Annotated in this window: 9 protein-coding genes; 4 read left to right on the top strand and 5 right to left on the bottom strand. The window is 73.9% G+C overall.

Features of this window, described 5'->3' with window-relative positions; translation table 11 throughout:
* Window positions 1-7 precede the first annotated feature (7 nt).
* A complete protein-coding gene (locus ABZZ17_RS36705) occupies window positions 8-1159 on the bottom strand; it encodes a lipid-transfer protein (RefSeq protein WP_356883108.1) in 1152 nt (383 codons plus the stop codon).
* Window positions 1160-1254: 95 nt separating this feature from the next.
* Here ABZZ17_RS36705 and ABZZ17_RS36700 point away from each other — a divergent pair, with 95 nt between their 5' ends.
* Both ABZZ17_RS36700 and ABZZ17_RS36695 read left to right on the top strand, forming a co-directional pair.
* Window positions 1255-2934 carry a FadD3 family acyl-CoA ligase gene (locus ABZZ17_RS36700; RefSeq protein ID WP_356883106.1) on the top strand — a complete coding sequence of 560 codons (1680 nt, stop codon included), beginning with the start codon at window positions 1255-1257 and terminating at the stop codon, window positions 2932-2934.
* A 34-nt stretch (window positions 2935-2968) separates the two neighbouring features.
* Window positions 2969-4915 (top strand): sialidase family protein, encoded by a 1947-nt coding sequence (locus tag ABZZ17_RS36695; protein ID WP_356883104.1) that lies wholly within the window; start codon window positions 2969-2971, stop codon window positions 4913-4915.
* Here the strand turns inward: ABZZ17_RS36695 and ABZZ17_RS36690 are convergent, their stop codons facing one another.
* The 3 genes from ABZZ17_RS36690 to ABZZ17_RS36680 all read right to left on the bottom strand — a co-directional run bounded on the left by ABZZ17_RS36690 (window position 4916) and on the right by ABZZ17_RS36680 (window position 9383).
* Complete coding sequence (locus ABZZ17_RS36690) at window positions 4916-5644, bottom strand: class I SAM-dependent methyltransferase (protein ID WP_356883102.1); 729 nt, start codon at window positions 5642-5644, stop codon at window positions 4916-4918.
* A 247-nt stretch (window positions 5645-5891) separates the two neighbouring features.
* The gene (locus tag ABZZ17_RS36685; protein ID WP_356883100.1) at window positions 5892-6080 is read right to left on the bottom strand and encodes a hypothetical protein; all 189 of its coding nucleotides are present in this window, start codon (window positions 6078-6080) and stop codon (window positions 5892-5894) included.
* A gap of 183 nt (window positions 6081-6263) precedes the next feature.
* Window positions 6264-9383 carry a BTAD domain-containing putative transcriptional regulator gene (locus ABZZ17_RS36680; protein WP_356883098.1) on the bottom strand — a complete coding sequence of 1040 codons (3120 nt, stop codon included), beginning with the start codon at window positions 9381-9383 and terminating at the stop codon, window positions 6264-6266.
* 132 nt (window positions 9384-9515) lie between these two features.
* Between ABZZ17_RS36680 and ABZZ17_RS36675 the strand changes: the two genes are divergently transcribed.
* Together ABZZ17_RS36675 and ABZZ17_RS36670 are read left to right on the top strand one after the other, a co-directional pair.
* Complete coding sequence (locus ABZZ17_RS36675) at window positions 9516-10742, top strand: amidohydrolase family protein (protein WP_356883096.1); 1227 nt, start codon at window positions 9516-9518, stop codon at window positions 10740-10742.
* 288 nt (window positions 10743-11030) lie between these two features.
* Window positions 11031-11873, top strand: coding sequence for a trypsin-like serine protease (locus tag ABZZ17_RS36670; protein ID WP_356883094.1), 843 nt, complete (start codon window positions 11031-11033; stop codon window positions 11871-11873).
* A gap of 38 nt (window positions 11874-11911) precedes the next feature.
* Here ABZZ17_RS36670 and ABZZ17_RS36665 read toward each other — a convergent pair whose 3' ends face one another.
* Window positions 11912-12352: an NUDIX domain-containing protein gene (locus ABZZ17_RS36665; protein ID WP_356883092.1), complete on the bottom strand. Its 441-nt coding sequence runs from the start codon at window positions 12350-12352 to the stop codon at window positions 11912-11914.
* Between the last annotated feature and the right edge of the window lie 195 nt (window positions 12353-12547).

Genomic DNA, 12547 nt, shown 5'->3' with positions numbered 1-12547 from the left:
CGGCTCCTCAGGCTCGCAGCAGGATCGCGGACGTGGGGACACCCTCGCCCGCCGTCACCAGGCAGGTCGCGGCGTCCGGCACCTGGGCGGTGGAGGTGCCGCGCAGCTGTTTGACGCCCTCGTTGATCAGGTTGAAGCCGTGCACGTAGGCCTCCGAGAGGCCGCCGCCGCCGGTGTTGATCGGCAGCCGGCCGCCCATCTCCAGGGCGCCGCCCTCGGTGAAGGCGGCGCCCTCGCCGCGTCCGCAGAAGCCGTAGCCCTCCAGGGAGAGCGGGATGAGGGGGGTGAAGGCGTCGTAGATCTGCGCGACGTCCACGTCCTGGGGGCCGAAGTCGGCCTGCTTCCACAGGTGTCGGGCGGCGGTCCACGCGGGCCCGGACAGCGGGTCGTCGTTCCAGTAGTTGACCATCCCGTGGTGCTGGGCGGGCAGGCCCTGGGCGACGGAGTGGACGTAGACGGGTTTCTGGCGGCAGTCCCGGGCCCGTTCGGCGGAGACGATCACGCAGGCCAGGGCGCCGTCGGTCTCCAGGCAGTTGTCGAAGAGGCACAGCGGGTCGCTGATCATGCGGGAGGTCATGTACATCTCCCGGGTCAGCGGACGCTCGTACATCATGGCGGCCGGGTTCTCGTTGGCCCGGTTGCGGCAGGCCATGGCGACGTTGAAGAGGTGGTCGCGGGTGGCCCCGTACTCGTGCATGTAGCGGCGGGCCAGCATGCCGATCTCGTCGGCGGGGCGCAGCAGTCCGAAGGGGCGGGTCCACTGGCCGGGGGTGGGCAGCTGGACGGCGGTGTTCTTCCAGGGGCGGGGGCCGGAGCCGCGTTTGCGGGAGCGCCAGGCGACGCCGACGGTGGCCTGGCCGGTGGCGACGGCGGCGGCGAGGTGGCCGACGGTGGCGCAGGATCCGCCGCCGCCGTAGCCGACCTTGGAGAAGAAGGTGACGTCGCCGGCGCCGACGGCCTTGGCGACCTCGACCTCGTCGGTCTCCTCCATGGTGTAGGAGGCGAACCCGTCGACCTCTCCGGGGTCTATGCCGGCGTCGGACAGTGCCGCCAATATGGCCCGGCACGCCAGTTCCTTTTCGGAGCCGGGCAGTCGTTTGGCAAAGGCGGTCTGGCCGATGCCGACGATTGCCGTAGCGTCCTTGAGCGTTGCCGCCATCGCCACCTCCGGGGGGTGCGCCAGTACTGACAGCCGCGAAGGCTACAGCTAATCTGACGGATAGTCAGCTATGGGGATCGCAGGGAGGGCGCGCGATGGACGAGGGCGGACACGAGCACAGGGGCACGGACGGATCCGGGAACGATCCGGGAGACGCGCTGTACGGCCGCGGGGACCTCCGCTGGGGCAGCGTCGCCGGACTCGTACGGGACGCCGCCGCCCGGTACCCCGGCCACGAGGCCGTCGTCGACGGCCGGATCCGCGTCAGCTACGCGCAGCTCGGCGAACGCGTCGAACGCGCCGCCGCCGCCTGCCTCGCCGCCGGCGTCGAACCCGGCGACCGGGTCGCCGTCTGGGCACCCAACACCCTGGAGTGGATCGTCTCCGCGCTCGGAGCCGTCTCCGCCGGCGCGGTCCTCGTCCCCCTCAACACCCGCTTCAAGGGCGCGGAAGCGGCGTACGTCCTCCAGCGCAGCCGCGCCCGCCTGCTGTTCGTCACCGGCACCTTCCTCGGCACCTCCTACGTGGCCTCCCTGCGCCGCGCCGCCGCCGAAGGCCCCGGCACCGGACCGCTCCCCGGACTGCCCCACCTGGAACAGGTCGTCGTCCTCGCCGAGGACGCCCCCGAGTCCTTCCGCACCTGGAAGGACTTCCTCACCGGCGGCGACACCGTCCCCGCCGCCCGGGTCCGCGAACGCGCCGACTCCCTGCGCCCCGACGCCCCCTCCGACATCATCTTCACCTCAGGCACCACGGGCAGCCCCAAGGGCGCCGTCATCACCCACGCCCAGACCCTGCGCTGCTACGACGTGTGGAGCGAGCTCGCCGGACTCCGCGAGGGCGACCGCTACCTCATCGTGAACCCCTTCTTCCACACCTTCGGCTACAAGGCCGGGATCATCGCCTGCCTGATGCGCGGCGCCACGATGGTCCCCCAGCCCGTCTTCAACGTGGACACCGTCCTCGCCAACGTCGCCGCCGAGAAGATCTCCGTACTCCCCGGACCGCCCACCCTCCACCAGTCGCTCCTCGACCACCCCCAGCGCGACCACCACGACCTGTCCGCCCTGCGCCTGGTCGTCACCGGCGCGGCCGTCGTCCCCCTCCAGCTCGTCGAACGGCTCCGCGCCGAACTGCGCATCGCCACCGTCCTGACCGCCTACGGACTCTCCGAGGCCAGCGGCATCGTCACCATGTGCCGCCGCGGCGACCGGCCCGAGGTCGTCTCCGAAACCTCCGGCCGCGCCATCCCCGGCACCGAGGTCCGCATCGCCGGACCCGAAGGCGCGCCCCAGCCGCCCGGCACCGCCGGCGAGGTGTGGGTACGCGGCCACCACGTCATGCGCGGCTACTTCGAGGACCCGGAGGGCACCGGCCGCGCCATCACCCCCGAAGGCTGGCTGCGCACCGGCGACGTCGGGGTCCTCGACGCGGACGGCAACCTGCGCATCACCGACCGGATCAAGGACATGTTCATCGTCGGCGGGTTCAACGCCTACCCCGCCGAGATCGAGCAACTCCTCGGCCTCCATCCGGACATCGCCGACGTCGCCGTCATCGGAGTCCCCGACGCCCGGCTCGGCGAGGTCGGCAAGGCCTACGCCGTCCGCCGCCCCGGCTCCACCCTCACCGCCGACGACCTGATCGCCTGGTCCCGCCGGGAGATGGCCAACTACAAGGTTCCCAGGGCCGTGGAGTTCGTCCCCGAGCTGCCGCGCAACGCCGGCGGCAAGGTCCTGAAGACCGAACTCAGGGCACGCCGGCAGCACGCCTGACCGGCCCCGCCACCGCCCGCGTTAGCCTGCACGGGTGAGCTCGCACCAAACAGCCGTCCGATTCCTCCGGGGGCCCCGGGTCCGGGTCGCGATCGGTGCCGCGGCGGCCGCCGCCGCGGCACTGGCCGTCGCGGCCGCCGTCCTCCTGCCCGGCGCGCCCCCCGGCGCGGACGGCGACGACGGCCCCGCGGCGCAGCGCAGGCCCGGTCTGACCGCCGCCCTCTCCGCGCCCTTCAGCGCCTTCACCGAGGGCTACGACTGCTACCGCATCCCCACCCTCACCACCACCAAGGACGGCCTGCTCCTCGCCATCGCCGAGGCCCGCACCTCCGGCTGCGACGACATCGGCGACATCGACCTCGTCATGAAGCGCTCCTCCGACAACGGCCGCACCTGGGGCCCGATGGAGGTCGTCCGCGGCGCCGGAGACCCCGGCGCCTACGGAAACCCCGTCCCCGTCGTCGACTCCGCCTCCGGCCGGATCTCCCTCCTCCACGCCTACAGCACCTGGGCCCCCGACGCCGCCGGCAACCGCGTCCGCGGCCCCCGCGAACTGCGCCTGGCCCACAGCGGCGACGACGGCGCCACCTGGAGCGTCGAACCCAACCCGCAGCCCCACCTCAAGGGCCCCGACTGGGCGTGGATCTCCGTCGGCCCCGGCCACGGCATCCAGCTCACCCCGACCCGCCCCGACCAGCCCGGCCGCATGGTCGTCAGCGCCGACTACCGCACCGAGTCCAACGAATCCGGCGCCCAGCTCCTCTACAGCGACGACGGCGGCCTCACCTGGCAGCCGGGCGCACGCTGGGGAGCCCCCGAAGGCACGCCCGCCCCCAACGAGCCCGCCCTCACCCAGCTCCCCGACGGCCGGATCTACGTCAACGCCCGCTCCACCGCCACCTGCGGCACCCCCGACCACCGCGTGGCCGCGCTCGTCGACGACGCCGCCGCTCCCGGCTTCCCCGCACCCGGCTTCACCCCCGTCACCGGACTCACCGCCCCGCCCGCCTCCGGCTCGCTCCTCCAGCTCCCCGGCGGCCCCCTCCTGCTCTCCGCGCCCAGCCGGCCCGGCGCCGAGTTCTCCGACCGCTGGACCCTCGCCGTACGCACCTCCACGGACCAGGGCCGCACCTGGTCCGCCGGCGGAGCCGTCGTCCTGCGCGAACGGGCCGGCTACTCCGACATGTCCGTCCTGCCGGACGGCCGGATCGGCATGCTCTACGAGACCGCCAACGGCACCCCGCACGGCTACGTCAAGTTCACCTCCTTCACCCCCGAAGCCCTGGCCGCCGCCACCGAAGACCTCACGCCGCGCCGCACCACCGACGCCACCCCCCACCGCAACCACGCCGTCGTCCACGGCGCCCCCCGGCTCGGCAACCGGCCCGACGGCGGCAAGACCATGCGCTTCGACGGCAAGGACGACTTCCTGCGCCTCATCGACTGCCCCGACGAACTACGCCTCGGTGAGGGGGACTTCGCCGTGGCCGCCTGGGTGAAGTACAAGACCCGCGGCCAGGACCACGAGAGCGGCGCCCGGCAGCCGCTCGTCTGGGGCTACGGCCAGGGATCAGGCACCAAACAGTTCCGCATCGAGACCGACCCGGCGACCGGCCGCCTCGAAGGCACCCTCGACGGCGGGACCGGACCCGTCACCGTCGCCTCCCGGCGCCCCGTGGACGACGACGCCTGGCACCACGTGGTGTTCCAGCGCGAGGGCGGCCGCCTCCAGCTCACCGTCGACGGCGGCGACCCCGCGGTCACCGAACAGCCCCCCGGCCGGCTCGACTTCCGGCCCACCGGCGCCTTCACCATCCACCTCGGCACGCAGCCCGACCAGAAGGCCTTCTACGCGGGCGCACTGGACGACGTACGGATCTACGGGCGGGCCCTGTCCGACAACGACCGGGCGCGGCTGCGCAGCGGCAGCGACGTCACCGACCAGGAACGGGTCCGGCTCACCTTCGACCGGATCTGGTGATCAGACGGCGGCCCGCCGGGCCAGGACCAGGCGCCAGCGCGGGCTGCCGTCGGGCCGCCGCCCGAAGTGCTCCAGCGGGACCGTCCCGACCGTGAACCCGGCGGCCGTCAGGTCCGCGCGGACCGGGCCGAGCGGGAACGTGCGGTAGTACATGACGAACGGCGGCCGCCACACGGCATTGCGCACGCGCATCGCCGCGTCGAAGCCCGCGACCGCCCACCACACCGGTGACGTGGGCGGGACCGGGGCGCCGACCGGGAAGGCGAAGACACCGCCGGGGCGCAGGGCGCGGTGCACGCCGGAGAAGAGGGCGGGCCGCTCGGAGGGGAGGAAGTGCCCGAACGCGCCGAAGCTGACCGCCAGGTCGTAGGAGCCGGTCAGGGACGGCGGGAGCGCCAGCGCGTCGGCCCGTACGAGGTCCACTCCCTCGGGGTGTTCCCGCGCGGCCTCGGCCAGCATGCCCGCGCTGAGGTCCACGCCGGTGACCCGGTCCCGGCAGAGGCGGCGCAGCATCGGCAGGCCGGCGCCGGTGCCGCAGCAGACGTCCAGCCCGGAGCCGAAGGAGCCCTCGTGCTGGGCCAGGGCCTCCTCGACGGCGTCGAGCATCCGGTCGGGCGTGCGGAAGGGGGTGTGGTCGAACTTGGGCGCGAGGAGGTCGTAGCCGCGCTCGACGGAGGAGAGGGCCTGGACGGCCAGCTCGCCCAGGCTCGGGCCCTGTGAGGTGAACACGCCCCCAGCCTAGTGTCCGGCCCCCGCGTCCGGCCCCTGCCATCCGGCCCCGGCCCCTGGTATCCGGCCCCGCTGTCCGGACGTGGGCGTGCGGCGGCCGCGGTGGTCCCCCTCCTGGCCACCGCGGCCGCCGTTCCCCCGTGGGGAGCCCCCGTACGTTTCCCCCGTACGCTCCCCGTGCTGTCCCCCGTACGTACGTTCCCCCGTACGTCGTGCTGTCGTGCTGTCGTGCCGTCGTGCGGTCGGGCTACGGGCGCGGGCCGGACGCGTGGTTGTCCAGCGTCACGATGTCCTCGCCCGCGGTCTGCCCGGCCTGCGCAGGGTCGGCCGGCGGTTCCACCGGCGGAACCGGCGGCTTGATCTCGGTGCCGGACGCGTGGTTGTCGAGCGGTCTGATGTCACCTTCGAGCGGCGACGTGTTCTCGTTCGTCGTCATCGGGTCTCCTGATGGTGGGTCGGGCCCGTTCGGCGATTCCCCCGTGGCCGCCGAACGGGTGGTCCTCCAACGTCGACCCGGGTGCCCCCCGACGCTCCGGGTCGATGCACCTATCGTGCCGCGCGGCGATAAACGAACGATGAACGCGCCGTCCATCCGGACGAAGGCCCCGCTCAGCGCCGTTCAGGCGGCGATCTCGGACGCCAGCAACGTCCGTACTTCGGCCAGTTCGGCGGAACCCAGCTGGGCGAACACGGTCTCCGCGTCCCGCCAGCACGCCCGCGCCCGGTCCGCCTGGCCCAGGGACCGCAGCGCCTTGCCCAGCACGGTCAGCACCGTCGCCCGCCGCCACTCCCCGCCGATCCCGCGCAGCGCGATCGCCTGCTCGGCGTGCTTGGCGGCCAGGGTGGGCCGAGCCGCGGCCAGGTGCGCCTCGGCGAGCCGGAAGTGCGTCACGCCCTCCCACAGCGGCTGCCGGTTGTCGTGGAACAGGGACAGCGCCTCGCCCAGCTGCGCCAGCGCCTCGGCCAGCCGTCCCGCCTGGGTGAGCGCGATGCCCAGCGCGTAGCGGCCGTTGGCCAGGCGCAGGGTCAGGCCCATCCGGTCGTAGACCGCGATGCCCCGCTCGGCGAGGTCGATGGCGCTGGGCAGGCGGCCCAGTTCGACGTGGATGCGGGAGAGGTTGCACAGGGCGCTGGCCTCGCCGATGAGGTTCCCGTCGGCGCGGAAGTTCTCGATGGCCTCCAGCAGGTAGCGCTCGCCGTCGGTGTGCCGCCCCTGGTAGAGCGCGATGATCCCGCGGTCGTTGGGAGCCCAGCAGCTCGGCAGCGGGTCCTCGGCCTCGCGGGCCAGGTCCATGGCCTGGCGGGCCTCGTCGTCGGCCTCGGTGAACCGGCCCGCGACCAGGTGGACCATGGTGAGGGTGGTGCGGGCGCGGCCCTCGGCCCGCGGGTCCTTCGCGGCCCGGGCGGCCTCGCGCAGGGTCAGGGCGGACGACTCGTACTGCTTGGAGTTGGCGCCGGACTCGGCGAGGTCCTTGGCCGCCCACAGCAGGTCCACGGCCCGGCGCAGGGCGTCGGTGCGCCCGTCGTCGGTGAGCGCGGCGGACCGTACGGCGGCCTGCCGGACGCAGGCCAGCAGCGGGTCGGCCTCGGCGAACAGCCAGTCCAGGGCGGCCCGGGGCTCGGTCAGGACGAGGCCGGGGTGGCGGGTCGCGGAGAGGTGGGCGGGGAGCCGGTCACCGGGGCGCTCCAGCGCGTACACCCGGGAGGCGGTGGCGAGGTAGAAGTCGAGGAGCCGGTCGAGGGCGGCGTCGCGGCCGCCGGGCGGCTGTTCGTCGCGGTCGGCGCACGCCCGGGCGTAGAGGCGTACGAGATCGTGGAAGCGGTAGCGGCCGGGCGCGGCGGATTCGAGCAGGGAGCAGTCCACTAAGGCCTCCAGGAGGTCCTCGGTGTCGTGCTCGGGCAGGTCGAGGACGGCGGCCGCGGCGCGCAGGGAGATGTCGGGGCCGTCGGCGAGGCCGAGGAGGCGGAAGGCGCGCTGCTGGGCGGGCTCCAGCTGGCCGTAGCCCAGTTCGAAGGTGGCCTTGACGGCGAGGTCGCCGGCCTGGAGCTCGTCGAGGCGGCGGCGTTCGTCGGCGAGTTTGGCGGCGAGGACGGAGACGGTCCAGGTGCGGCGGGCGGCGAGCCGGGAGGCGGCGATGCGGATGGCGAGCGGCAGGAAGCCGCAGGCGCAGACGACGTCGAGGGCGGCCTTGCGTTCGGCGCCCACGCGTTCGGCGCCGACGATCCGGGTGAACAGCTGCAGGGCCTCATCGGGGCTCATCACGTCGAGGTCGACGAGATGGGCCCCGGCGAGGCCCGACATCCGGACCCGGCTGGTGACGAGGGCGGCGCAGCCCCCGGTGCCCGGCAGCAGGGGGCGGACCTGGGCGGCGTCGCGGGCGTTGTCGAGCAGCACGAGGACGCGGCGGCCGTCGAGGAGGGAGCGGTAGAGCGCGGCCCGGTCGGCGGGGGAGTCGGGGATGGAGCTGTCGGGGGTGCCGAGCGCGCGCAGGAAGGAGCCGAGGACGGCTTCGGGCTCGGCGGGGCGGGGCTCGGTGCCCTGGAGGTCGATGTAGAGCTGCCCGTCGGGGAAGTGGGGCCGGGCGGCGTGGGCGACGTGCACGGCGAGGGTGGTCTTGCCGACGCCGCCTATTCCGGCCAGCGCGGACACGGCCATGACCCGGCCCCCGGCGCCGGCCAGGATGTCGCCGAGCTCGCTGACGAAGGGGGTCCGGCCGGTGAAGTCCGGGACGGTGGCGGGCAATTGGGCGGGCCTGACGGGGACGGGCGCGGCGGCCGGTGCCGGGTCCTCGGCGCGGGCGAGCTCGGTGTCGGCGCGCAGGATCCGCTGCTGGAGGTCGGAGAGCTCGGGGCGGGGGTCGACGCCGAGTTCGTCGGCGAGGAGCCGGCGGGTGTCGGCGTACACGGCCAGGGCCTCGGCCTGCCGTCCGCTGCGGTAGAGGGCCAGCATCAGCAGTTCGCGCAGCCGCTCCCGCAGCGGGTGGGCGGCGGTGAGGGCGGTGAGCTCGGAGACGGCCTCGGCGTGGTGGCCGACCTCCAGGTCCAGGTCGAGGCGGGTCTCCAGCAGCTGGAGGCGCCATTCGGCGAGCCGGGTCCGTTCGGTGTCGGCGTGCGGGCCAGGGACCCCGGCGAGGGGTTCGCCGTCCCACAGGTCCAGGGCCCGGGCGAGCAGGGTCCGGGCGAGGGCGCGGTCGCCGGCGCAGCGGGCCCGGTCGGCGTCGGCGGCCAGGGCGCGGGCGACGCACAGGTCGAGGGCCTCGGGGTGGCGCAGGCGGATCGCGTAGCCGCCGGCGTCGGTGACGAGCAGCCCGGGGTCGAGGACCTTGCGCAGGCGGGAGGCGTACGTACGGATGGTGGCGAGGGCCTGCTGCGGGGGGTCCTCGCCCCAGATCGCGTCGATCAGCTCGGGCGCGGTCGCGGTGCGGCCGTCGCGCAGCAGCAGTGCGGTGAGCAGGGCGCGCTGCTGGGGGCTGCCGGAGGGCAGGGCCTCGCCGCCGCGCCAGGCCCGGACGGGGCCGAGTACGGCGAAGCGGTTGCCGCCGGGGGCGGGGGCGGGGGCGGTTTCGGGGCGCGCGGCGGGCGCGGACGGGGGCGCGGGTGAGGGTGGGGATGCGGGTGAGGGCATGGGTACCGGTGGGGGCGCGGGGGTGGTGGGTGCGGGGGTTCCGGCCGGAGTGGAGGCCGTCCGGGCTGCCTCGGGGTGGTTCCGCTGGTGCGGGATGGCCGGTATGCCGTCCATCTGTCGTCCCCCCTGCCTTCCGTCGGTTTGAGGGCCAGTCTGCCCTGTCTCGCGCGTACACGTCAGTCCGCCAGGGACCGATCCGCTTCCAACTAGCTGACGGTTCGTCAGATCAGCGCTACGGTGGGAGGCATGGAGACCTTCCCGAAGATCATCTCGGTGGACGACCACACGGTGGAGCCCCCGCACGTCTGGCGGGACAGGCTCCCGTCCAGGTACCGCGACACCGGCCCCCGGATCGTCCGAGCCCCCCTCAAGGAAATGACCTTCCTCGGCGGCAAGTTCGCCCCCGTCATGGGAGCCCCCGGCGACGACGGCCCGATAGGCGACTGGTGGGTGTACGAGGACCTGCACCGGCCGCTCACCCGGCTCGACACCGCCGTCGGGTACGACCGTGACGAGATCAAACTGGAAGTCATCACCTACGAGCAGATGCGCCCCGGGTCCTTCTCGGTTCCCGAACGCCTCGCGGACATGGACGTCAACCACGTCCAGTCGGCCCTGTGCTTCCCGACCTTCCCCCGCTTCTGCGGCCAGACCTTCACCGAGGCCAAGGACCGCGAGCTGGGACTCCTCGGCGTACGGGCCTACAACGACTGGATGGTGGAGGAGTGGTGCGGCCCCGACGCCGGCGGCCGCCTCATCCCCCTCACCCTCATCCCCCTGTGGGACGCCCGCCTCGCCGCCGCCGAAGTCCGCCGCAACGCGGCCCGCGGCGTCCGCGCCGTCGCCTTCTCCGAGATCCCCCCGCACCTGGGCCTCCCGTCGATCCACACCGACGACTGGGACCCCTTCCTGGAGGCGTGCAACGAGACCGGCACGGTCATCGCCATGCACATCGGCTCCTCCTCGCGCATGCCGTCCACCTCGGCGGACGCCCCGCCGGCCGTCGGCTCCACCATCACCTTCGCCAACTGCTGCTTCTCGATGGTCGACTGGCTGATGAGCGGCAAGTTCGAACGCTTCCCCAACCTCAGGATCATGTACGCCGAAGGCCAGATCGGCTGGATCCCCTACATCCTGGAACGCGCCGACGTGGTCTGGGAGGAGAACCGCGGCTGGGGCGGCATCGCCGACAAGGTGCTGCGCCCGCCGTCCGAACTGTTCGCCGAACACGTATTCGGCTGCTTCTTCGACGACGCGTTCGGCCTGAGGAACCTGGACTCCATCGGAGCCGGGAACGTCCTCTACGAGACCGACTACCCCCACTCGGACTCCACCTGGCCGAAGTCCCGCGAGGTCGGCGAGGCCCAGATGGGCCACCTCGCCCCGGACGTCGTGGACCGCATCGTGCGCGGCAACGCCATCGACCTGCTCGGGCTGACCCCGGACGGGCTGTGGGCGGGGCCGGGGGTTTAGGCCCCGCCCCTTCCGGACCTTGCCGGGGCCGGGTGCGGCGGGGCCCGCGGCGGCGGGCCGCTCCATCGGGGCGGGGTGCGGGGCGGGGGTGCCGGGCCGGGTGCCGGGCGTGCGCGGCGCGGGGGAGCCGGAAGTGCTGGTCAGTGCCGCCGTCACCGGCGGGCGGGGTGCCGGGCGGGCCCCGCCGGACCGGCGGACCGGCGTGAATCGAGCCACCCTACGGATCCGGATCTTGCACCCCGCCCCGCCCACGAGGCATGCTTCGCCGGGGCAAAGCGGGGAGGGATCATGGCGGTGGACAAGCGGTCCGTCATCACGGCGGTTCTGTGTGCCGCGGCGGCGCTGGGCGCCTCCGCGGCGGTGGCCGAGCTGGCGCCGCCACCCGAAGCGGCCGCGCCCGCACGGGCCAAGGCCGCCGCACCCTCGTCCGCTCCCACCGGCCCGTCGCGATCGCAAGCGTCGAAACCGCAGCTGTCGACCCCGCCGCCGACTCCCGTGACGCCCAAGCCCGGCGGGCCCGCCGCCTTCACCGGCGCCCTCTTCACCGGCGGCCTCGACGGCGACCACTTCTGCACCGCGACGGTCGTCCAGAGCCCCGGCAAGAACCTCATCGTCACCGCCGGCCACTGCCTGCTCGCCGGGGTACAGCGCGACAGCGCGGGCGGCGCCGTCTTCGCACCCGCGTACGCGAACGGCGTTGCCCCGTACGGCACGTGGAAGATCGAGCAGGTCTTCGAGGACGACCGCTGGGCCGAGGACACGGACGACGACTACGACCTCGCCTTCGCCCGCCTCGCCCCCGACGACAAGGGCCGCACGATCGAGGACGTCACCGGCGCAGCCCCCCTGGACACCTCCGGCCGCGCCGGCGAGGAGGTCACGGTGACGGGCTACCCCGCCGACCGCAAGGTCCCCCGCACCTGCACGTCCCTCTCCGTCCGGCTCAGCCCGACGGAACAGCGCTTCGACTGCGCCGACTTCCCGGGCGGCACGAGCGGCAGCGCCTGGATCGGCCGCGACGGCAAGATCATCGGCATTCTGACGGGCGGCGACACCGACGACGTCTCCACGAGCACGGTCCTCGGCGACTACGCGGCCCAGCTCTACGCGAAGGCCACCGCGAAGCGCTGAACCTCCCCGGGCCGGCCCGTGCGGCCCGGCCCGCCCGCCTACGCCAGCAATCCCAGGTGCACCGGCTCCGCCGGGCGGCCGGAAAGCAGGTCCGGCAGGCGCGGCGGCCAGAGCGGTTCGCCGAGCGTGGCCAGCCGCTCCGGGGAGACCCACTGCCAGTGGATGCCGGGGGCTTCGAGCCTGGGTTCGCGCGCGGGGCCGGTGGTGACGTAGATGTGCTCGTGCTGACGGACCGGCACGCCCTGGTGGGTGAAGTCGTGCTCCCACGTGCACAGCAGCCGCTCGGGCTCCAGGTCGGTCCACCCGGTCTCCTCGCGCAGCTCGCGCCGCACGCACTCCTCGGGGGTCTCACCGGGATCGATCCCCCCGCCCGGCGGCAGCCAGTGGATGCCGACTTCGCTGTTGTTCTCCCGGAACAGGAACACCGACCCGCTGGGGGAGAGCACGACAATCCTGGCTGCCTGACGCGGAGTTCTCATCATCTCAGCGTACGACGGCACAGGCGGGCGGGGCAGGGGTGCGGGGCTGGTGGGGGTGGGAGGTGGCTGGTCGGGGTGGGGGTGGGCGGTACCCCCTCGGTGGGGTCGGGTGTGTGTCGGGGGCTGCCCGTCAGTCCACTGTCCTTCCGTTTCGGTCCGGTCCCTCAAGGGCGCTCACTTCGTTCGCGTCGCTTC

It is taken from the genome of Streptomyces sp. NPDC006512 (genome assembly GCF_040611935.1).
GTDB lineage: Bacteria > Actinomycetota > Actinomycetes > Streptomycetales > Streptomycetaceae > Streptomyces.
This window is presented reverse-complemented; position numbering and strand designations above follow the sequence as displayed.